This is a genomic window from Micromonospora sp. NPDC007271 (assembly GCF_040634005.1).
Lineage (GTDB): Bacteria > Actinomycetota > Actinomycetes > Mycobacteriales > Micromonosporaceae > Micromonospora.
Map to the genome: position 1 here is coordinate 1 of NZ_JBEYER010000020.1, position 19473 is coordinate 19473.

At 74.1% G+C, this 19473-nt stretch carries 21 protein-coding genes; 15 read left to right on the forward strand and 6 right to left on the reverse strand.

Going from position 1 to position 19473, the window contains the following annotated elements; all coding sequences use genetic code 11:
• Together ABZ570_RS09960 and ABZ570_RS09965 are read left to right on the forward strand one after the other, a co-directional pair.
• Positions 1-169, forward strand: a 169-nt coding sequence (locus tag ABZ570_RS09960) for a GNAT family protein (protein ID WP_358059958.1), incomplete at its 5' end; no start/stop codon positions are given.
• A gap of 86 nt (positions 170-255) precedes the next feature.
• Complete coding sequence (locus ABZ570_RS09965) at positions 256-1053, forward strand: alpha/beta hydrolase (RefSeq protein ID WP_358059732.1); 798 nt, start codon at positions 256-258, stop codon at positions 1051-1053.
• A 234-nt stretch (positions 1054-1287) separates the two neighbouring features.
• Here the strand turns inward: ABZ570_RS09965 and ABZ570_RS09970 are convergent, their stop codons facing one another.
• Positions 1288-1872 carry a dihydrofolate reductase family protein gene (locus tag ABZ570_RS09970; RefSeq protein ID WP_358059735.1) on the reverse strand — a complete coding sequence of 195 codons (585 nt, stop codon included), beginning with the start codon at positions 1870-1872 and terminating at the stop codon, positions 1288-1290.
• An 89-nt stretch (positions 1873-1961) separates the two neighbouring features.
• Between ABZ570_RS09970 and ABZ570_RS09975 the strand changes: the two genes are divergently transcribed.
• Both ABZ570_RS09975 and ABZ570_RS09980 read left to right on the forward strand, forming a co-directional pair.
• Positions 1962-2537, forward strand: coding sequence for a TetR family transcriptional regulator (locus ABZ570_RS09975; RefSeq protein ID WP_358059738.1), 576 nt, complete (start codon positions 1962-1964; stop codon positions 2535-2537).
• 72 nt (positions 2538-2609) lie between these two features.
• Positions 2610-3773, forward strand: a complete 1164-nt coding sequence (locus ABZ570_RS09980; protein ID WP_358059741.1) for a polysaccharide pyruvyl transferase family protein — start codon at positions 2610-2612, stop codon at positions 3771-3773.
• Positions 3774-3780: 7 nt separating this feature from the next.
• On the opposite strand, the gene ABZ570_RS09985 is transcribed toward ABZ570_RS09980, so the two are convergent.
• A complete protein-coding gene (locus tag ABZ570_RS09985; protein ID WP_358059744.1) occupies positions 3781-3987 on the reverse strand; it encodes a hypothetical protein in 207 nt (68 codons plus the stop codon).
• Between the two features lie 83 nt (positions 3988-4070).
• Between ABZ570_RS09985 and ABZ570_RS09990 the strand changes: the two genes are divergently transcribed.
• Positions 4071-4592 carry a DinB family protein gene (locus ABZ570_RS09990; protein ID WP_358059747.1) on the forward strand — a complete coding sequence of 174 codons (522 nt, stop codon included), beginning with the start codon at positions 4071-4073 and terminating at the stop codon, positions 4590-4592.
• A 6-nt stretch (positions 4593-4598) separates the two neighbouring features.
• Here ABZ570_RS09990 and ABZ570_RS09995 read toward each other — a convergent pair whose 3' ends face one another.
• Positions 4599-5471, reverse strand: coding sequence for a carbohydrate kinase family protein (locus ABZ570_RS09995; protein WP_358059750.1), 873 nt, complete (start codon positions 5469-5471; stop codon positions 4599-4601).
• Positions 5472-5534: 63 nt separating this feature from the next.
• On the opposite strand from ABZ570_RS09995, the gene ABZ570_RS10000 reads away from it, so the two are divergent.
• Both ABZ570_RS10000 and ABZ570_RS10005 read left to right on the forward strand, forming a co-directional pair.
• Positions 5535-8717 carry a DEAD/DEAH box helicase gene (locus tag ABZ570_RS10000; RefSeq protein WP_358059961.1) on the forward strand — a complete coding sequence of 1061 codons (3183 nt, stop codon included), beginning with the start codon at positions 5535-5537 and terminating at the stop codon, positions 8715-8717.
• Positions 8714-9742, forward strand: coding sequence for a hypothetical protein (locus ABZ570_RS10005; protein ID WP_358059753.1), 1029 nt, complete (start codon positions 8714-8716; stop codon positions 9740-9742). The genes ABZ570_RS10000 and ABZ570_RS10005 overlap by 4 nt, the downstream gene beginning before the upstream one ends.
• Positions 9743-9781: 39 nt before the next feature.
• Here the strand turns inward: ABZ570_RS10005 and ABZ570_RS10010 are convergent, their stop codons facing one another.
• The gene (locus tag ABZ570_RS10010) at positions 9782-10039 is read right to left on the reverse strand and encodes a DUF3040 domain-containing protein (RefSeq protein ID WP_358059756.1); all 258 of its coding nucleotides are present in this window, start codon (positions 10037-10039) and stop codon (positions 9782-9784) included.
• An 850-nt stretch (positions 10040-10889) separates the two neighbouring features.
• Here ABZ570_RS10010 and ABZ570_RS10015 point away from each other — a divergent pair.
• Positions 10890-11501: a hypothetical protein gene (locus ABZ570_RS10015; RefSeq protein ID WP_358059759.1), complete on the forward strand. Its 612-nt coding sequence runs from the start codon at positions 10890-10892 to the stop codon at positions 11499-11501.
• On the opposite strand, the gene ABZ570_RS10020 is transcribed toward ABZ570_RS10015, so the two are convergent.
• Both ABZ570_RS10020 and ABZ570_RS10025 read right to left on the reverse strand, forming a co-directional pair.
• Positions 11498-11683, reverse strand: a complete 186-nt coding sequence (locus tag ABZ570_RS10020) for a hypothetical protein (protein ID WP_358059762.1) — start codon at positions 11681-11683, stop codon at positions 11498-11500. The genes ABZ570_RS10015 and ABZ570_RS10020 overlap by 4 nt on opposite strands.
• A 75-nt stretch (positions 11684-11758) precedes the next feature.
• Positions 11759-12430 (reverse strand): bifunctional DNA primase/polymerase, encoded by a 672-nt coding sequence (locus ABZ570_RS10025; RefSeq protein WP_358059765.1) that lies wholly within the window; start codon positions 12428-12430, stop codon positions 11759-11761.
• A 242-nt stretch (positions 12431-12672) separates the two neighbouring features.
• On the opposite strand from ABZ570_RS10025, the gene ABZ570_RS10030 reads away from it, so the two are divergent.
• From ABZ570_RS10030 to mctP, 7 genes are all read left to right on the forward strand, one after another.
• Complete coding sequence (locus tag ABZ570_RS10030) at positions 12673-13899, forward strand: helix-turn-helix domain-containing protein (RefSeq protein WP_358059768.1); 1227 nt, start codon at positions 12673-12675, stop codon at positions 13897-13899.
• Positions 13900-13930: 31 nt separating this feature from the next.
• Positions 13931-14509: a flavoprotein gene (locus ABZ570_RS10035; protein ID WP_358059771.1), complete on the forward strand. Its 579-nt coding sequence runs from the start codon at positions 13931-13933 to the stop codon at positions 14507-14509.
• Positions 14510-14587: 78 nt separating this feature from the next.
• Positions 14588-15454, forward strand: a complete 867-nt coding sequence (locus tag ABZ570_RS10040; RefSeq protein ID WP_358059774.1) for a Nif3-like dinuclear metal center hexameric protein — start codon at positions 14588-14590, stop codon at positions 15452-15454.
• Complete coding sequence (locus ABZ570_RS10045) at positions 15451-16188, forward strand: C4-type zinc ribbon domain-containing protein (protein WP_358059777.1); 738 nt, start codon at positions 15451-15453, stop codon at positions 16186-16188. Before ABZ570_RS10040 ends, ABZ570_RS10045 begins: the two co-directional genes overlap by 4 nt.
• 5 nt (positions 16189-16193) lie before the next feature.
• On the forward strand, positions 16194-17414 hold the full coding sequence (locus ABZ570_RS10050) for a bifunctional RNase H/acid phosphatase (protein ID WP_358059780.1): 1221 nt from the start codon (positions 16194-16196) through the stop codon (positions 17412-17414).
• Between the two features lie 153 nt (positions 17415-17567).
• The gene (locus ABZ570_RS10055; RefSeq protein ID WP_358059783.1) at positions 17568-17810 is read left to right on the forward strand and encodes a DUF3311 domain-containing protein; all 243 of its coding nucleotides are present in this window, start codon (positions 17568-17570) and stop codon (positions 17808-17810) included.
• Positions 17810-19468 (forward strand): monocarboxylate uptake permease MctP, encoded by a 1659-nt coding sequence (mctP, locus tag ABZ570_RS10060; RefSeq protein ID WP_358059964.1) that lies wholly within the window; start codon positions 17810-17812, stop codon positions 19466-19468. Before ABZ570_RS10055 ends, mctP begins: the two co-directional genes overlap by 1 nt.
• The last annotated feature ends 5 nt before the right edge of the window (positions 19469-19473 follow it).

Here is a 19473-nt window from a genome sequence, read left to right on the forward strand (position 1 = left end):
CCGCGCCCTCGTCGCCTTCGCCCGCACCGTGCCCGGGGTCACCCGCCTGTTTGCGGACGTGGACCCGGCCAACCTGGCGTCGGTCCGGGTGCTGGAGAAGGCCGGCCTGCGCCGCACCGGCACGGTGGCCTCCGACGAGAGCCCGCTGCACCGGTACGTCGCCGACTAGCACCGGGTTCGGGTGCGTTTGTTGCCGCGCCGGCGACAACAAGCGCACCCGAAGGCGGGGGACCGGCCGCCCTCGTTGTAACGGACATGAGCTACGCGGACGTCAACGGGCTGCGCCTCTGGTACGAGGTCCACAGCACCGGGAAACCCCTGGTGCTGCTGCACGGCGGCTACGGCTCGGTGGAGATGTTCACCCCGATCCTGCCCGCCCTCGCCGCCCGCCGGCAGGTGGTCGCGGTCGACCTGCAGGGGCACGGCCGCACCGCCGACGTCGACCGTCCACTGCGGTACGAGTCGATGGCCGACGACATCGGCGTGCTGCTGCGCCACCTGGACCTGCCCGAGGCCGACCTGCTGGGCTACTCGCTCGGCGGCGGGGTGGCCCTGCGTACCGCGATCCAGCACCCCGAACGGGTCCGCCGCCTGGTGCTGGTCTCCACCCCGTTCCGGCGGCGGGGCTGGTATCCGGAGGTGCTGGCCGCGATGGCGGCCCAGGACGAGCGGGTGGCCGACCAGATGCGCGGCACCCCGCCCCACGAGCTGTACGAACGGGTGGCGCCGCGCCCGCAGGACTGGCCGACGCTCTGGGCCAAGACCGGTGAGCTGCTGCGCCGCGAGTACGACTGGTCCGCCGAGGTGGCCGCCCTCGCCCTGCCGGTGCTGCTGGTCTACGCCGACGCCGACTCGATCCCGGTCAGCCACATGGCGGAGTTCTTCGGACTGCTCGGCGGCGGCCACCGGGACGCCGGCTGGGACGGTGCCGACCGGCCGGCGTCCCGGCTGGCCGTGCTGCCCGGACTGACCCACTACGACATCGTCGCGTCACCGGCGCTGCCCGCCGTCGCCCTGCCGTTCCTCACCCACGAGGTCCGCGCACCCGCCTGACCAGCCGGCGCAGGCCGGCGTACCCGAGCAGCACCAGCACCGCCGGCGCGACCCACCACCAGAACCGGCCGCCCACCCCCCCAGGGCGGGTCGGCGGCGCGGACCCGGCCGGCGCGCACCACGTCGGCCGCGACGTCGATCGGCGCAGACCCTAGCGGAGAAACGTGGGTACGGCTGCCCGGTTCCGGCAGCGGCGGCTCGGCCGGCCGGCGGATGACGGCCGCATCGGCCTGGTCACCGCGCCGTGGCGGCGTAGCGGAGGATGACCGGTCCACTGTCGAACGGGCGTGCCTCGACCAGGGTGAACCGGTGCGGGGCGAAGCCCCGGTCGACCAGCGGGATGCCGCTGCCGACCACGATCGGGTTCAGCTTGACCACCAGCTCGTCCACCTCGTCGAGGAGCTGGCCGGCGAGCTGCCCGCCGCCGCAGAGCCAGATGTCCCCGCCCGGCTGCCGCTTGAGCTGCCCGACGAAGGCGGCCGGGTCGGCGTCGACGATCTCCACCTGCGGGTCGTCGGACGGGGGCAGCGAACGGGAGAAGACGTACTGCTTCAGGTGGGCGTATGGGCTGGTGACGCCCATCTTCAGCCCGGGGTCGTACGTGCCGCGTCCCATCACCACGGCGTCGAAGCGGCCGGTGGGCGGCGACTCGATGCCGAGCTGGGCGTGGGCGAACGTGGGGAAGGTCTGGGGCCATTCGGCGGCCAGGTGAGCCAGCAGGTCCGGCTCCGGCGCCAGGGGAAAGAAGTCGTAGGACCCGTCGGGGGCGGCGATGAAGCCGTCGAGGGTGCTGGCGACGTAGTACACGAGCTTGCGCAAATCTGCTCCGAGGTTCGGGCTCAACCACAACGGCTGTCGTGGTCGAGTGAATGTACAACACCTGTCGTGGTTCTTGCTAGGGTGCTTCCGTGGCCAGGAATCCGGAACGACGCAACCTGCTCGCCGACGCCGGGCTGCGCGTGCTCGCCGCGTCCGGCGCCCGCGGGCTCACCCACCGGGCCGTCGACGCCGAGGCCGGCGTACCGACCGGCACCGCCTCCAACTACTTCCCGTCCCGGGCCGCGCTGCTCGCCGGCCTCGCCGAGCGGATCTTCGACCGGATGGCGCCCGACCCGGCGGTGCTGGCCGAGCTCGGCCGGCGTGAGCCGTCGCTCGCCCTGGTCACCGACTATCTGCGGTACATCGTCGAACGCACCACCCGCGAACCGGACCTCACCCGGGCGCTGTTCGAGCTGCGGCTGGAGGCGTCCCGCCGGCCCGAGCTGCGCCGGGCCCTCGGGGACGTGCTCCGCCGGGGGTACGCCGACGACGTGGCGTTCCACGTCGCGGCCGGGCTGCCCGGCGGGGCGTTCGAGGTGGCCCTGCTGCACTACGCGGTGGACGGGCTCCTGCTCGACCAGTTGACCACCTCGATCGACGCCGGGTTCGACGTCGACCAGGTGGTTTCCGCCCTGGTCTCCCGGCTGGTCGGCGCGGCCGGCTGACCCCTGCCTCCAGGTATGTCAACCGGTGCAGCGGGAACCCGGCACGGAACTCGGCGGGGGAGGGGCGACGGGATGACGGATGGCGCCGGACTGACCATCGGCGTGCTCGGCTCGTACGGCGGCCGCAACCTCGGCGACGAGGCGATCCTCACCGGTCTCCTATCCGACCTGCGGCACCTCGAGCCGAATGCCCGGATCATCGTGTTCTCCCGGAATCCGGCGCACACCGCGCTGGCCCACCCCGACGTGGAGGCGGTGCCCTGGGAGGGCGTCAGCCGGGCCGACTCCTCGCTGGTCCTGGCCGATCTCGACCTGCTCATCCTCGGCGGCGGCGGCATCCTCTACAACCGTGAGGCCCGCCGCTACCTGCGGGTGGTCCGGGTCGCCCAGGAACGTGGGCTGCCGCTGCTCACGTACGCGGTCGGCGTCGGGCCGCTCAGCGACACCGTGGACACCGGCATGGTGCGGGAGACCCTGGCCGGGGCGACCGAGGTGACCGTGCGGGACCAGGAGTCCCGGATGGTGCTGGAGGAGGCCGGCCTGCTGAACCCGATCACCGTCACCGCCGATCCGGCGTTCCTGCTCGAACCGGAGGACTTCCCCGAGAGCTGGTTGCGCGACGAGGGTGTCCCGGCAGGCAAACGGCTGGTCGGGCTGAGCGTACGCGAGCCGGGCCGGGCGGCGGAGCGCCTCGACGTCGACGGCTACCACCGGCTGATCGCCCAGATCGGCGACTTCCTGGTGCACCGGATCGACGCGTACGTGCTCTTCGTCCCGATGGAACGCGACGACATCCGGCACTCGCACGGGGTGATGTCGCACATGACCACCGCCGAGCGAGGGCGGGTCCTGCACGGCGACTACTCGCCCCGGCAGGTCCTCGGCCTGATGCGCCACTTCGACCTGGCGGTCGGCATGCGGCTGCACTTCCTGATCTTCGCCGCGATGGTCGGCACGCCGTTCCTCCCCCTGCCGTACGCCGGGAAGGTCTTCGACCTGGCCCAGCGGCTCGGGGTGCCCGCGCTGCGCGGCGTGGAACGCGAGGTCGAGGGCCCGCTGCTGGCCGAGGTGGACCGGCTGTGGGACGAGCGGGAGGCGCGGGCCGAGCAGACCGCCCAACTGGTGGCCGAGGTGTGCGACCAGGCCCGGGCCACCTCGCAGGTCACCCGAGGCGTGCTGGAGAGCATCCGGTCACGAACCTTCTCGCCGGTGACCGAGGTGCAGGCCCCCGGCTGAGGCCGGTTCAGACCGCCGGGCCGCGCCAGGTGTAGATCCACGGCCGGCCCTGGTGGTCGTCCGACTCCAACTCGTAGATCTCCGCCTCGGCCAGCCCTTCCGCGCCGAGGTGGTGGTGGGTCAGCGGCGGGCGGCCGTTGCTGTCCAGCTCGACGGTGACCGTCTCGCCGTCGGCCGCGCCGCCCACCAGGGGGATCTGCACCGTGGAAGCCATGCGCCCATCCTGCCGCGCGGCTCGTCGGCGCGCAGCGGATAGCGGGGCAGCGGGCCGGCCGTCAGCGGGACTAGGGTCCGGGGATGGCGGACGCGACGATCGACCCCACGCTCGGTCCGGTTCTTGCCCGCACGGGCGACGAGCGGGCCGTACTCGAATCGTTCCTCGACTTCCACCGGGCCATCCTGCTGCGCAAGGTGCGCGGTCTCAGCCATGCCGAGGCGAGCCGACGCCTGGTGCCGTCCCTGACCACCCTGGCCGGCCTGCTCAAACACCTGGCCCTGGTGGAACGGAACTGGTTCCCGGCGCTGTTCGCGCCCGGGCCGGACGACGTCTACCTCACCACCGAGGAGGAGGCGGTCGCCAGCTTCACCCTCGACCCGGGCGAGACCGTCGAGACGCTGGCCGCGGCGTACGCGGCGGCCTGCGCCCGGTCACGGGAGGTGGCCGCCCGGTTCGACCTGGACCACGTGGTGCCGCACCCGCAGCTCGGCGAGGTGTCGCTGCGCTGGGTGCTGATCCACATGGTCGAGGAGACCGCCCGGCACGCCGGGCACGCGGACATTCTCCGCGAGCTGACCGACGGCGAGACCGGGGCGCTCTGACCGGTGTCAGTCCCGGGGCAGCAGGCCGGGCGGATACTCCATCCCGTCGTGGGTGCACGCGGCGGCGGCCACCCGGGCCGCGTAGCGGGCCGCGTCGAGCGTTGGCGCGCCGCGCAGCCGGGCGGCGATCAGGCCGGCCGCGAAGGCGTCGCCCGCGCCGTTGGTGTCGACCACCGGTGCGGGCGGGGGCGCCGCGGGCACCCGGGCCGGCGAGCGGTCCACCTCGTGCAGGGTCGCGCCCGCCGCTCCGCCGGTCACCAGCACCGTCCGCGGGGCCAGCCCGGCCGCCACCTTCCCGGCCCGGTCGCCGAGCCGGACGTCGCTGACGAAGACCAGGTCGGCGGCCTCCGCGAAGGGCCGGTGGTAGTCGTTCTCGCCGTCCCAGTCGTGCAGGTCGGTGGAGAGGGCCGTGCCGGCGGCCCGGCCCGCGCGCAGCGCCGGCAGCGCGTCCCGGGCCCAGTCCATGATCGATACGTGCACGTGTGCCGCGTCCCGCACCAGCGCGGTCAGCTCCGCCGCGGGGAACGGAGCCGGGCCGTGCCACGGGCGCGGGTCGTAGAGGGACATCCGGCGGCCAGCCGGGTCGACCAGGTTCACCGACCGTCGGGTACCGGCCGGGGCGTCGGCCAGCACGGCCCGTACCGACGTGCGGGCCAGCGCCGCCCGAACCACGTCGCCGGCCGGGTCGGCCCCCAGGACGTCGACCAGCGCCACCCGCAGGCCGAGGGCGTGCGCGGCGAGCGCCACCCCGGCGCCGGTGTTGCCGATCCGTAGCTCGACCGGGGGTACGGTCAGCGAGTCGGCGGCCGGCAGCGGAAGCGCGGGAACCCGAGCGCGGATGTCGACGCCCAGGCCACCGATCACGAGCAGATCGAGCATGCCGCCGACACTAGCCGGCCGGTGCCGCCTATCCTTGCCCCGGGCGTCGTCGAGGGGGAGTGCGTGCTGGTCGTCCACGGGCTGTGGCTGCCCGGCGCCGGGCTCGCCGTCTGGGCCGAGGACAGCACCCGGCCGTCCCGTGCCCCCCGCCGCCCCGGGCGTCCCCCGCGTGAGCGCCCGCACCCGTTCGCCGCCGACCATCCCAGGCTCGCCGCCGTGCTGGGCGACCCGGCCGCCGAGCCGGCCTCCGTGCTGCTCATCCTGCCCACCCGGGCCGGCTCGCCGCTCGACTCGCCGGAGCTGGTCCGGGCCACCGTCGAGGCGCCGGTCCGGGGGCCGGTCACCCTCGCCCGGTGGCGGGTCCCGGCCCTCACGTACCCGCCGGACGCCGCGTACGCCCTGCTCCGTGCGCTGGACCCGGCGGACGCCGTGGCTGGGGCGAACCTGCGCCACCTGGCCCAGCTGGCCGACTTCGCCGCCGACCTGGTGGCCCGCGGCCGGGTGCTGCCCGGCGTGGCCGACGTGCCCCCCGGATCCACCGGCCCCACCGCCGCCGGGCCCGACCCGGTGCGACCGGGCGGCCGGCGCCGGAGCGCGCGGGGCACCGGAGACGGCCGGCGCCACCTGCGCCCGGTGGACGACTCGGACGTGGTGACCGCGCGAGCGGTGTGGCGCCCCCTGCTCACCGGCACGGACGCGGCCTGGGCGCGCTCGCTGGCCCTCGCCCTGCCCCCGGCCGCCCGCGCCGCCGTGGAATGGGCGGTCGGCCGGGCCGTTGAGGGCGTGGTGCCGGCCGCCGTCGAGCCCGGGGAGCTGGTCGCGGCGGCGTTGGACGCGCTGACCGACGCGGCGGCCCGGGCGGCCCTGGCCGACATCCCGCTGCACCGGGGCATGCGTCCCGGCGGACCGGTGCCGCGTTGGCTGGCCGCGCTCACCGGGCCGGAGCGCGCCTTCAACACCGAGCCGGCCGCCCTGGACACCCTCCGTACCGAGTTGGACGCCTGGCAGCGGGACGCCGCCGGCGGCGCGGTACGGGCCGCCTTCCGGCTGGTCGAGCCGGACGCCGATCCGGTGGCCGAGCTGGTCGAGGGCGGATCCTGGCGGGTCGAGTTCGGCCTGCAGCCGGCCGACGAGCCGGGCCTGGTGGTCGACGCGGCGGACGTGTGGCGAGGGCCGGCCGCCGCGCTCGCCGGGCGCGGGGTCGACCCGCAGGAGACGCTCCTCGCCGAGCTGGGCCGGGCCAGCCGGCTCTGGCCGGAGCTGGAGGACGCGCTGCGGACCGCCGCGCCGGAGGGGACCGACCTGGACGCCGACGGCGCGCACCGGTTCCTCCGCGAGGGCGCGCCGGTGCTGCACGCGGCCGGGTTCGGGGTGCTCCTGCCGTCCTGGTGGCGGCGCTCCTCGTCGCGCCTCGGTGCCCGGCTGCGGGCCCGCAGCCGCACCGCGCCCGGCACCGTGGCCGCCGCCTCCGGCGGGCTCGGGCTGGACGCCCTGGTGGACTACCGCTGGGAGGTGGCCCTCGGCGACCAGCCGCTGACCGCCGAGGAACTGGCCTCGCTGGCCGAGCTGAAGTCACCGCTGGTCCGGTTGCGGGGCCGCTGGGTCGAGCTGGACCCGCAGCGGCTCGCCGCCGGGCTGCGGCTGCTCCGTTCGGCCGGCGAGCTGACCGTGGCCGACCTGCTCCGGATGGGCCTGGCCGGCGCCGACCGCCCCGACGAGCTGCCGGTGCTGGAGGTGACCGCCGACGGCGCGCTGGGCGAGCTGCTGGCCGGGGAGGCCGAACGGCGGCTGGCCCCGGCCGACCCGCCGCCCGGGTTCGCCGGGACGCTGCGGCCGTACCAGCGGCGCGGGCTGGCCTGGCTGGCGTTCCTCCAGTCGCTCGGGCTGGGCGGGATCCTCGCCGACGACATGGGGCTCGGCAAGACGGTGCAACTGCTCGCCCTGCTCGCCGGTGACCCGCCGGAGGTCGGGCCCACCCTGCTGGTCTGTCCGATGTCCCTGGTCGGCAACTGGCAGCGGGAGGCGGCGAAGTTCGCGCCAGAGCTGCGCGTACACGTGCACCACGGGGCCGAGCGGGCCCGGGGCGCGGAGTTCGCGGCGGCCGTGCACGCGGCGGACCTGATCCTCACCACCTACTCGGTGGCCGCGCGGGACGCGTTCGAGCTGGCCGGGATCGACTGGCACCGGGTGGTGGTGGACGAGGCGCAGGCCATCAAGAACGCCGCCACCCGGCAGGCCGAGGCGGTCCGGTCGCTGCCCGCGCGGCACCGGGTCGCGGTCACCGGTACGCCGGTGGAGAACCGGTTGGCCGACCTCTGGTCGATCATGCAGTTCGCCAACCCCGGCCTGCTCGGGCCGGCCGCCACGTTCCGCAAGAGGTTCGCCGAGCCGATCGAGCGGCACGGGGACGCCGAGGTGGCCGAACGGCTGCGCCGGGTCACCGGCCCGTTCGTGCTGCGCCGGCTCAAGACGGACGCGTCGATCATCTCCGACCTGCCGGAGAAGCTGGAGATGGAGGTGCTCTGCAACCTCACCGCCGAGCAGGCCGCGCTCTACCGGGCGGTGGTCGACGACATGATGGCGAAGATCGAATCCAGCGACGGGATGGAACGCCGAGGCCTGGTGCTGGCCACCATGACCCGGCTCAAGCAGGTCTGCAACCACCCGGCGCAACTGCTCCACGACGGCTCCGCGCTGCCCGGCCGCTCCGGCAAGCTCGAACGCCTCGAGGAGATCGTCGACGAGGTCCTGGCGGCGGGGGAGAAGGCCCTGCTCTTCACCCAGTACGCCGAGTTCGGCGGGATGCTGCGGGGTCACCTGTCCGCCCGTACCGGCCGGGAGGTGCTCTACCTGCACGGTGGCGTCGGCAAGGCCGAGCGGGACGCCTTGGTGACCCGGTTCCAGTCGCCCGACGGCCCGCCGCTGTTCGTGCTGTCGCTCAAGGCCGGCGGCACCGGGCTGACCCTGACCGCGGCGAACCACGTGGTGCACGTGGACCGCTGGTGGAACCCGGCCGTCGAGGACCAGGCCACCGACCGGGCGTTCCGCATCGGCCAGCGCCGCCGCGTGCAGGTACGCAAGTTCGTGTGCGCCGGCACCGTGGAGGAGAAGGTGGCCGCGATGATCGCGGACAAGCGCAGCCTCGCCCAGCGGGTGGTGGGCAGCGGCGAGCAGTGGGTCACCGAACTCTCCACCGATACGCTGCGCGAGCTGTTCACGCTGGAGGCCGGGGCGGTGGTGGAGTGAGCACCTCGGACGAACGCCCCCGGTTCGCCGAGTTCGGGCCGCCCCGCCGGGTCGAGGGCGGTCTGAAGGCGCGCAGCACCCGGGGCGCGATCGGGCGCTCCTGGTGGTCCCGGCGGTTCCTGGAGGTGCTGGAGTCCTTCGCGCTCGGCACCCGGCTCACCCGGGGACGGGCGTACGCGCGCCGGGGCCAGGTGCTCCGGCTCGACGTCGCCCCCGGGCTGGTCACCGCCAGCGTGCAGGGCTCCCGGCCCAAGCCGTACCCGGTGCGGATCGGGTTGGCGGCGTACCCGGACGAGGTGTGGGAGCGGATCGAGGCGGAGCTCGCCGGGCAGGCGTTCTTCAGCGCCCGGCTGCTCGCCGGCGACCTGCCGGCCGAGCTGGAGGAGCTGTTCGCCGCGGCGGGCGCGCCCCTCTTCCCGGCCGAGGTGGCCGAGCTGGACCAGCACTGCGGCTGTCCCGACTTCGCCGTCCCGTGCAAACACCTGGCGGCCAGCTTCTACCTCCTCGCGGAGGCGTTCGACGCCGACCCGTTCCAGCTGCTGCACTGGCGCGGCCGGAGCCGGGGCGAGCTGCTCGCCCGGCTGCGTACGCTGCGCGGTGCCGCCGCCACCCCGGCCGGCGCACCGCCCGGGCGGACGGCCGGCGCCGCCACCCCGTCCCACCGGACGGCCGGCGCTGCTGCCACCCGGGCCGGCGCACCGGAGGGCCGGACGGCGGCGGGTGGACCGGGCGGCCCGGCGGTCGACCGGGCCGGGGCCGGCGAGCCACCCGTCGCCGGCGCGGGGCGGGTGCTCGGCGGACTGCCGCCGGCCCCGCTGGCCGACGCGGTGGACCGCTTCTGGCTGTCCCCGGTGTCGTTGCCCGACCAGCCGCCCACTCTGGCGACCGGACCGGAGCTGCTGCTGCGCCAGCTCGCCCCGCCGGGGGCGGCGATCGGCGGCCCCGGCCTCGTCGAACGGCTGCGCCGGGCGTACCGGGAGTTCGGCCGCCGACCGGCGACGGAGCCGGACCCCTCGGCGCGCTGACCCCGCCCGCCCTCGGTATGGGCCGGACGGTCGGGGCGGTCATAGCCAGCGTCGCCGGAACCGCCACATGAATCCGGCGTTGGCCAGCAGCACCACCGCGCAGATCGCGCCGGCCAGCCGCCCGGCCAGCACGGTCATCGCCGGCAGCGAGGCCCACAGCACGATCGTCAGCAGCATCAGGTACCGGCCTCGGCGGGCCCGGGCCCGGTGGTCGAGCCGGGCGAAGAACTGCGGGTCGCTTTCCCGCAGCTGGCGGGTGATCTGTTCAAACCTGCGCTGATCCTCTTTGCTGAGCATGGCGGGTCCTTCCCCTCACGGCTTCAGCGGTTCGGCGGCATACCCGGAATGGCGGCGGGTCACGCGCCCCTGCTGCCGCTACTTTCAATCGGTTCGGGCAGAACGCACCGCGGCCGCATTTCCGGTCGAGGAACCTCAGCGGGGGCTTATCCGCGCCTCAAATTTTGCTGGCCTTCGAACGTCGCGAACGGCACCGAGGCGGCCGAAAACGTCACGTCGCGACGGTCGCCGCCCGTGGTCGTCGCTGCTCCGGTACGCCGGCAACGGGGCCGGAGGAGCCGACGATTCGCGTCCTGAGCACTGTCTCAAGTGCACTCGGCTGCGCCGTCGGCGTGCCTTGAGCGACCCCGAGTACCTGGTTACCGTCCCGTGGCAACCTCGCCGCTCCGTAGCCCTCTCCCGGTCGCCGGCGTCGCGGCGCTCGGAGGAATCGGGAGTGGCACGTGGGCGGCCTGAACCCCCCACCGGGTCGACCCGGGTCGCCCCGGCCTCCGGCCCCGACCTGTCCAACCTGGAGGGTGCCGGCGGCCTTCCGTACCGACCTCGGCGCCCGGGCCGCCGACGTGCCGATCATGGTGCCCGGCGAAGTGCGGCGGGCGGGTCGCCTCGAACCAGGGCCGCACGGATCATGATCATGGCGCGGTTGCCATCATCCTCGGCGGGCGTGGACTCGCCCGGTCCCTGCTCGGCAATTGGTACGCATCGAACGAGCAGGACAACGGGGGCATAACTGAATACCGCAGCATTTTCCGCGTCTACGGATCCGTCGCGCAGGGGCGGTTCGGACTCGCGCCGGCAGAGGTGGACAGGATTTTCCCCAGCAGAAATTCGCCCCGATGAAATTGCGCGAATGACATACCAGGACACCCACCCCACTGGCCGCCATACCCGGGCGCCCCAGCCGTCCGACGGTCGGCCGGCCGCCCTCGTACCCCCGCCCCGGGGGCTGCCCCGCCGCGGGCCCGGCGGCCGGCGGGCGCTGGCCGTGCTCTTCTGGCTCGGCCTGGTCGCGGCGGTGCTGCCCTGGTGGCTGGACACCCCGGCCGGCTCGCTGACCGGGACCACCGACCTGCTCACCGCCGCCGGCCGGATCACCGGCTTGGCCGCCGGTTACCTGCTGCTGGTCCAGGTGTTCATGGTGAGCCGGCTCGGCGCCCTGCACGCGAGCGCCTCTCCCGGGTGCCCCGGGGACCTCGGCGCCACCCTGCTGGTGGCCGTCCTCGCCCACCTCGCCCTGCTCGTGGTCGGCTACGCCGGCCCGGAGCGGAAGTCGATCCTCGGCGAGCTCGGCACCCTGCTCCGCGACCCCCCCACCCCTCCCCACCCCAGCCGCGATCTTGCAGTTGCTGTCGGGGATTTGCGTAGGATGCCCGATCTGTGCGGGCAGAAAGTGCAAGATCGCGGCGGGAGGGGAGGGGACGGGGGAGGGGCGGGGGATGGGGGGTGGGGAATGGGGGGTTAGCGGAGGGGGCGGTGGGTGGTGTTGGGGCGGGAGTTGGTGGGGCGGGGGCGGCCGGGGCGGGTGCCCCAGGGGCGGGTGCCGGCCCAGCGGTACGGGCGGCGGTGGTGCCGCGATGGTTCGGTGCCGCCGGTGTGGCGGGCTGCGTCGTCCGTGGACATGGTCACCCCCGCTTTGGCGCGCACGCGCCGTCACCTGGTGCAACGAGTCCGGCACCGGGGAGGACGTTGTCGGGGGAGGAGTTGTCGGGAACCCGCCGGTCAGCGGCTGCGGCGCGGCAGGGGAAGCTGGCCGGGCAGCAGGTCGGAGGTGAGCGTGACGCCGGCCGCCCGCAACGCCTTGATCAGCGCGTTCTGCACCAGGTAGGAGTCGGGCAGTTGCCAGCGGGCCTGCTCCGGGGCGACCGCCCAGCGCACCGTTCCTTCGGGCAGCGGGGTCGGCGGCGCCGGGATCCACGAGCCGGGACCGTGCCGGACCACCTGGAAGCAGTGCTCCAGCTCCGGCCGGAGCGGGTCGCCCGGGCGGACCAGGTACATCCAGTGGCCGGTGGGCGTGACCAGGACCGGCCCGCGTACGCCGAAGCCGGCCGGGTGGGCCGCGACGGCGTCCAGCACGTGCCGGCCGAGGTGGGCGGCCACCTCCAGCACGTCGAAGGAACGCCCGGTGGGCAGCAGCACCGCGTGCGGGCGGCTGCGCCACCAGGTGGCCACCCGGGCCGGGTCGGCGCTCGCCGCGTGCTCCCAGTCCTCGAGGGCCGGATGGCAGCCGATCGTGGGGCAGCCGGCCCGGCCGCAGACGAAGCGGCGGTTGGCCAGGCAGGCGCCGGGGGTCACCGCCCAGCCGTGCGCGGCGTACCGGACGGCGACCCGGCGCAGCCGGACCCGTTCCAGTGGCGACAGGCGAGCCACCCGCGGTCCGACGTTCCCCCACATCTGCGCCATCCCCTCTCGCCCTGATCGGACGCGGTCCATGTCACACGTCGAGCGCCGTCACTGCCGTAACGTGCGCTCGTTGACTTGACGAACGGCTGATGCAACTTGCACGGAAACTACGAGGGCTGGCCGTACGGCTGACGTACAGACTGTGCGACCAGAGGGAATCGCAAGACCGACGGGCCGTCGCGAGGGCCCGCTCGGGGGATCAGCCGAGAACGGCGAGGGGGAGGGACTGCGAGATGGACGAACTGCCCATAGGCCGCCGGGTGGCGTACTGGCGTAGCCGGCGCAAGATGTCGCAGCAGGTCTTCGCCGACCGACTCGGCAAGTCCAAGAGCTGGGTGGACAAGGTCGAGCGCGGGGTGCGGCGGCTGGACAAGTTCTCCGTCCTCTACGAGATCGCCGACATCCTCCAGGTCGACGTGCAACTGCTGCTCGGCAAGGACCCGGAGCGGCGTAGCGACGCCCTCAACTGCATCGACCAGGTCGAGGTCGAGGAGATCCGGGCCGCGCTGGAGCGGTACGACTCGATGAGCGCGTACTTCGACGCGGCGCCCTACCCCCCGCCGCTCGGCGACATGCGCAAGGCGGTCAACCACGCCTGGCTCACCTACCAGTACGGCCGCTACGGCATGCTCACCCGCGCGCTGCCGAAGCTGCTACGCGACGCCCAGGCCGCCGACGCCGGCTACGGCGGCGACCAGGCCATGGAGGCGGCCCACCTGCTCGGGCAGGTCTACCAGATCGCCTCGTCGGTGCTGCGCAAGCTCGGCGAGTGCGACCTGGCCTGGCTGGCCGCCGACCGCTCGATGGCGGTCGCCCAGCGGGCCGACGACCAGCTGCTGGCCGGCATCGCCACCACCCGGGTCTGCAACGCGCTGGTGGCGATGGGTCGGGCCCGCCCCGCGCTCGAACTCAACGTGAACATCGCCAACCGGCTCGCTCCCGGCGGCGGCAACGAGGCCACCCCGGGCCGGCTCTCCGTCTACGGCATGCTGCTGCTCCAGGGTGCGATGGCCGCCTCCCGGATCGGCGACTCCGCCACCGTGGACGACCTCTTCGCCGGCGCGCAGGAGGCGGCCACCCTGCTCGGCGGGGACCAGAACCACTACTGGACCTCGTTCGGTCCGACGAACCTGGAGCTGCACCGGGCGGCCGCGGCGGTGGAGATGGGCGACGGCGGCCGGGCGGTGGAGATCCACCACGGCATCTCCGAGCCCGCGTTCAACGCCCTGCTGCCCGAGCGGCGCGCGCACCACCTGCTCGACATCGCCCGCGGCTACGCCCAGATCGGCGACGTCGCGAACGCGGGGGAGATGCTGCTGCGCGGCGACCGGCTCGCCCCGTCCGAGATCCGCTGCCGGCCGATCGCGCACGAGGTGATGTCGGACGTGCTCCGTCGCACACGGGGTGCGCCGCCTCCGCCGATCGCGGAGTTGGCTGAGCACATGGGAGTCGGAGTATGAGCGAGCGAATCATCAGCGCGGTGCTCGTGGGATGAACGGTCACACCAGTCAGCTGCACCGTCGGGTGCTCTACGTCATCGCCTGTGGGTCGCCGCTGGCCCGTCACGTCGGCCGGCTGGTCGACCTGGCCCAGCAGGACGGCTGGGACGTCTGCGTGGTGACCACGCCGGACGGCGCGAAGTTCGTCGACCGGGCGGCGCTGGCCCGGCAGACCGGTCACCCGGTACGCACCCACTACAAGAACCCGGGCGACCCGGACGTGCTGCCGTCGGCGGACGCGATGCTGGTCTGCCCGGCGACGGTCAACACCGTCAACAAGTGGGCGGTCGGCATCGCCGACACGCTCGCCCTCGGGCTGCTGGTGGAGGCGCAGGGGCTCGGGGTGCCGATCGCCGCGGTCCCCTACACCAACTCGGCGATGGCCGCGCACCCGGCGTTCCGCACCAGCCTGGACCGGTTGCGCGAGTGGGGGGTGCGCGTCGTCTTCGGTGACCACGTCGTACCGCTGCATTCGCCGGGCACCGGCGAGCGGCACCTGGACGCCTTTCCCTGGGGGGTCGGCCTCGCGGCGCTGCGCGGCACACCGCGCCCGGCCGCCCGGGTCGGCTGAGCGGCCCGGCCCGAAATGGGCGCCGGCCCTTCCGTCCGACGCCCTGACCGGGCCCGGACGCCGGTAAGCTGGCCGGCCGTGAGCACAACCGGATCCCCGCCCACCGTCGCCGACGTGGTGGCTGCGCTCGACCGTCGCTACCCGCCCGCCTGGGCCGAGGAGTGGGACCGGGTCGGCCTGGTCGTCGGCGAGCCCACGAATCCGGTACGCCGGATCGCCTGCGTGGTCGACGTGGTGCCGGAGACGGTGGACGAGGCGCTCGCCGCCGGGGCCGACCTGATCGTCGCGCACCATCCGCTGCTGCTGCGCGGGGTCTCCTCGGTCGCCGCCACCACCTACAAGGGGCGGATCGTCCACCGGCTGATCAAGTCGGACGTCGCGCTGTACGTCGCCCACACCAACGCCGACGTGGCCGACCCGGGCGTCTCCGACGCCCTCGCCGCCCGCTTCGGGCTGACCGGGCTGCGCCCGCTGCACCGGCCCCGGCCCGGCTCGCCGGCCGACGGCCCGGGGCGTGGCATCGGCCGGATCGGCGAGTTGCCCACGCCGATGACCCTCGCCGAGCTGGCCCGGCACGCCGCCGCGGTGCTACCGGCCACCGCCTGGGGGGTTCGCGCCGCCGGGGATCCCGGGCGTATGGTTCGTACCCTCGCGGTCAGTGGCGGCTCGGGAGACAGTTTCCTCGGCGAGGCGACCGCTGCCGGGGTGGACGCGTTCCTCACCGCTGACCTGCGCCATCACCCCGCCGGCGAGCACCTCGCCGCCGGTGGCCCGGCCCTGCTGGACGCCGCCCACTGGGCGACCGAACGACCCTGGCTGGACGACCTGGCCGCCCAGCTGCGAGGCGAACTGGGCGTCGAGACCGTGGTGTCCGACCTGGACACCGACCCGTGGACCGTGCATGCCGCCGCACCCCGACCGGACGACAAGGAGCCCCCACCGTGAAGGCTGACCCGAAGGTGCAGCGCCGGCTGCTCGACCTGCAGGCGATCGACACCACCCTGGCCCAGCTCGCCCACCGCCGCCGGTCGCTGCCCGAGCTGGCCGAGCTGGAGGCGTTCGCCCGGGAGCTCTCCGCGCTGGAGGACGAGCGGGTCCGCGCCCAGGTGGCCGTCGACGACCTGGACCGGGACATCGCCCGGCTGGAGAAGGACATCGACCAGGTCCGTGCTCGCAAGAGCAAGGACGAGGCGCGGCTGGCCGCCGGCACCGGGCCGGCCCGCGAGCTGGAGGCGATCCAGCACGAGCTGGTCTCGCTCAACCGCCGGCAGGGCGACCTGGAGGATGCCGAGCTGGAGCTGATGGAGCAGCGGGAGACCGCGCAGGGGGTGCTCGACGGCGTCGAGCGCCGCCTCGCCGAGACCCGGGACCGGCGGGCCGCCGCCGAGCAGCGCCGCGACGCAAGTCTGGCCGAGATCGCCAAGGAGGAGGAGTTCAAGCGGAGCGCCCGCCAGCCGCTCGCCAACGACCTCCCGGCGGACCTGGTCGCCCTCTACGAGCGAATCCGCGAGGACAGCGGGCTCGGCGCGGCGCTGCTCACCGGTGCGCGCTGCGGCGGCTGCCGGCTGGAGCTCTCCGGGGCCGACCTGGCCCGGATCCGCAAGGCCGACCCGGAGGACGTGGTGCGCTGCGAGGAGTGCCGGCGGATCCTGGTCCGCACCAGCGAGTCGGGGCTGTAGCCGTCGTGGCGGTGCGCGCGGTGGTGGTCGAGGCCGACGGCGGGTCGCGGGGCAACCCCGGGCCGGCCGGCTACGGCGCGGTGGTCCGCGATCCGGCGACCGGCGAGGTGCTGGCCGAACGGTCCGAGGCGATCGGCACCGCCACCAACAACGTCGCCGAGTACCGGGGCCTGATCGCCGGGCTGGAGGCCGCCGCCGAGCTGGGCGCGGCCGAGGTCGAGGCGCGGATGGACTCCAAGCTGGTGGTCGAGCAGATGTGCGGCCGCTGGCAGATCAAGCACCCGGGACTGCGGCCGCTCGCCGCGCAGGCCGCCGGCCTGGTCGGGCGGTTCGCCAGCGTACGGTTCAGCTGGGTGCCCCGGGAACGCAACCGGCACGCCGACGCGCTGGCCAACGCGGCGATGGACGCCGCCGCCGGACTGGCGCCGGCCCGGCCGGCCGTCGAGCCGCCACGGATCGTGGAGCCCCCGCGCGAGGTGGCCGGCCCGGACTCGGCCGCCCGGGCCGCGGCCCGCGAGGTGGCCGCCCGGGCCGCCACCGGCCGGGCCACCGGCACCGACCCGGCCACCACGCCGGCCTCCTGGGAGCCGCGCCCCACCGAGACCGCGACCCGGTTGATCCTGGTCCGGCACGGCGAGACCGGGCGGACCGTGCAGAAGCGCTACTCCGGCCGCGACGACGTGCCGCTGACCGACCGGGGTCGGGCCCAGGCCCGGGCGACCGCCGCCCGGGTGGCCGCCCTCGCGCCGTCGGTCGCGGCCGTGGTCAGCTCGCCGCTGGCCCGCTGTACGGCCACAGCCGAGGTGATCGCCGCCGCCGTCGGCAACCCCCCGGTACGCCCCGACGACGACCTGATCGAGTGCGACTTCGGGGCCTGGGAGGGGCGGACCTTCGCCGAGGTACGGGAGGGCTGGCCGGGGGAGTTGGACGCCTGGCTCGCCTCCACCCGGATCGCCCCGCCGGAGGGCGAGTCGTTCGCCGCGGTCGCCGAGCGCACCGGCCGGGCGGTCGACCGGCTGCGTAGCGCGTACCCGGGGGAGAGCGTGGTGGTGGTCTCCCACGTCTCGCCGATCAAGCTGGTGCTGCGCGACGCCCTCGCGGCCGGCGACGCCTTCCTGCACCGGCTCTACCTGGACACCGCCGGCCTCTCGGTGCTCGACCTGTATCCGGACGGCGGCGTCGCGGTCCGCTCGGTCAACGACACCGCTCACCTGACCGGCCTCTGACATTCAGGCGTTCGGCCGCCCGCCTCCGCCGTTCGGCGCACGCGGGCGGCCACTCGGCGCACCGCCGCCACCCGGGTGAACGTGACCTGGCTCACATAGCCGTAACCTCCGGCCGTCACTTGGCGAGTCACGACCTTTCCGGAGGTGGGTCACATGGCAGCACCCGACCCGGAGGCGCCGGTCACGGCGCGCTCCAGGGCGAAGGACCGCAGTCCCTGGAACTGGTTGCTCTTCATACCGATCGTGGTGCCGCTGATCCCGGTCTTCTTCAACGCCGACTCACCCCGGCTGTTCGGGTTCCCGCGCTTCTACTGGCTGCAACTGGCCTGGATCCTGCTCGGCGTCGGCACCACCACGCTCGTCTACCAGATGACGAAGAAACGGGGTGACCGATGATGTGGCGCGACCACCTGACCGAGATCATCATCTTCACCCTGCTCTTCCTGGTGGTCAGCGCCATGGGTTTCGTGGCGGCCCGGTGGCGGGCGCCGCGCGACATGGCCCACCTGGACGAGTGGGGCCTGGGCGGGCGAAGCTTCGGCGGCTGGATCACCTGGTTCCTGGTCGGCGGTGACCTCTACACCGCGTACACCTTCGTCGCGGTGCCCGCGCTGATCTTCGGGGCCGGCGCGGCCGGGTTCTTCGCCGTGCCGTACACGATCGTCGTCTACCCGATTGTGTTCCTGGTGCTCTGCCGGCTCTGGTCGGTGTCGCACCGGCACGGGTTCGTCACCCCGGCCGACTTCGTGCGCAGCCGGTTCGACTCACCGATCCTGGCGCTGCTGGTCGCGATCACCGGCATCGTGGCGACCATGCCGTACATCGCGTTGCAGCTGGTCGGCATCGAGGCGGTGCTCAAGACGATGGGCGTCACCGGGCAGAGTGCGCTGGCCCGGCACCTGCCGATCATCATCGCGTTCGCCATCCTGGCCGCCTACACGTACCAGTCCGGGCTGCGCGCGCCGGCGCTGATCGCCTTCGTCAAGGACTCGCTGATCTACCTCGTGATCCTGGTGGCGGTCTTCTACCTGCCGTACAAGCTCGGCGGCTGGGGCAGCATCTTCGACGCGGCGGACGCGAAGTTCCAGGCGACCGCGAACAATCCGAACGACGGCATCCTGCTCAACGCCAACAACCAGCTCCAGTACGTCACGCTGGCGTTCGGTTCGGCGCTGGCGCTCTTCCTCTACCCGCACAGCATCACCGGCGTGCTGGCCAGCCGGAACCGGGACGTGATCAAGCGGAACATGTCCGCGCTGCCGGCGTACAGCCTGCTGCTCGGGCTGATCGCGCTGCTCGGCTACATGGCCATCGCGGCGAAGGTGACACCGCTGCCGGGAACCAAGGAGAACAGCTTCGACACCAACACCATCGTGCCGCGGCTCTTCGACGCGCAGTTCCCGGACTGGTTCGCCGGGGTCGCGTACGCGGCGATCGGGATCGGCGCGCTGGTGCCGGCGGCGATCATGTCGATCGCGGCCGCGAACCTCTTCACCCGCAACATCTACAAGGAGTACCTCAAGCGGGACGCGACCCCGGCCCAGGAGGCCAACGTCTCGAAGATCACCTCGCTGGTGGTGAAGGTCGGCGCGGTCGCCTGCATCGTCTTCCTCGACCCGCAGTTCTCCATCGACCTGCAGCTCATCGGCGGCGTGATCATCCTCCAGACGCTGCCGGCGGTGGCGCTGGGCCTCTACACCCGCTGGTTCCACCGCGGTGCGCTGATCGCCGGCTGGGTGGCCGGCATGGCGCTCGGCATGTGGATGCTCTACCAGGTCGCGAACCCGGTGACCGGGAAGAAGCACTTCGCCGGTTCGGCCTTCCCGCTCTCCGAGTTCGGCTTCGACACCAAGAAGACGATCTATGTCGGGATCGTGGCGGTGCTGGTCAACCTGGTCGTCGCCGCGCTGCTCACCCTGGTGCTGCGGGCCGGCAAGGTGGCCGACGGGGTGGACGGCACCACCCCGGACGACTACTTCGCCGACGAGGGCGACCCCCGGGTCACCCCCGGCCCGGACCGCGACGCCGACTCCGCGCGCGAGCCGGTCGCCTGAAAGGA

Bases quoted from the DNA above. Each gene is read 5' to 3' on its own strand.
- ABZ570_RS09965 (WP_358059732.1), top strand. From the start codon at position 256: ATGAGCTACGCGGACGTCAACGGGCTGCGCCTCTGGTACGAGGTCCAC.
- ABZ570_RS09980 (WP_358059741.1), top strand. From the start codon at position 2,610: ATGACGGATGGCGCCGGACTGACCATCGGCGTGCTCGGCTCGTACGGC.
- ABZ570_RS09985 (WP_358059744.1), bottom strand. From the start codon at position 3,987: ATGGCTTCCACGGTGCAGATCCCCCTGGTGGGCGGCGCGGCCGACGGC.
- ABZ570_RS09990 (WP_358059747.1), top strand. From the start codon at position 4,071: ATGGCGGACGCGACGATCGACCCCACGCTCGGTCCGGTTCTTGCCCGC.
- ABZ570_RS09995 (WP_358059750.1), bottom strand. From the start codon at position 5,471: ATGCTCGATCTGCTCGTGATCGGTGGCCTGGGCGTCGACATCCGCGCT.
- ABZ570_RS10010 (WP_358059756.1), bottom strand. From the start codon at position 10,039: ATGCTCAGCAAAGAGGATCAGCGCAGGTTTGAACAGATCACCCGCCAG.
- ABZ570_RS10015 (WP_358059759.1), top strand. From the start codon at position 10,890: ATGACATACCAGGACACCCACCCCACTGGCCGCCATACCCGGGCGCCC.
- ABZ570_RS10025 (WP_358059765.1), bottom strand. From the start codon at position 12,430: ATGTGGGGGAACGTCGGACCGCGGGTGGCTCGCCTGTCGCCACTGGAA.
- ABZ570_RS10030 (WP_358059768.1), top strand. From the start codon at position 12,673: ATGGACGAACTGCCCATAGGCCGCCGGGTGGCGTACTGGCGTAGCCGG.
- ABZ570_RS10035 (WP_358059771.1), top strand. From the start codon at position 13,931: ATGAACGGTCACACCAGTCAGCTGCACCGTCGGGTGCTCTACGTCATC.
- ABZ570_RS10055 (WP_358059783.1), top strand. From the start codon at position 17,568: ATGGCAGCACCCGACCCGGAGGCGCCGGTCACGGCGCGCTCCAGGGCG.
- mctP (WP_358059964.1), top strand. From the start codon at position 17,810: ATGTGGCGCGACCACCTGACCGAGATCATCATCTTCACCCTGCTCTTC.